The following is a 231-nucleotide window of genomic DNA, read 5'->3' as shown; positions in this document are numbered from 1 at the left end:
CTGCGTGTTGTCGAAGTACGCAAAATTCCCCGTGCCGCAATTGACGGCGCCCACGGACACGCGCATTTCCCGCGAGTTGATGCGGTCGAAGTCGCACAGACTTTCCAACGTCGCTTTAAGCGGCGCGGTGTCGTAGTAGCTGGCCGCTTGAGGCGGTCCCGACACGGTCGGCAAAGGCGGCGGAAAGCGCGGCACGAAGAAGCCCTTCTGCCCTTCCACGAGCGCGCCAAC

General features: G+C 63.2%; 1 pseudogene. It reads right to left on the bottom strand.

The features are described from left to right. Window positions 1-231, bottom strand: a pseudogene (locus tag SB822_RS61360) (patatin-like phospholipase family protein); the annotation flags it as partial.

The organism is Paraburkholderia sp. SIMBA_054 (genome assembly GCF_046534875.1).
Lineage (GTDB): Bacteria > Pseudomonadota > Gammaproteobacteria > Burkholderiales > Burkholderiaceae > Paraburkholderia > Paraburkholderia hospita.
This window is presented reverse-complemented; position numbering and strand designations above follow the sequence as displayed.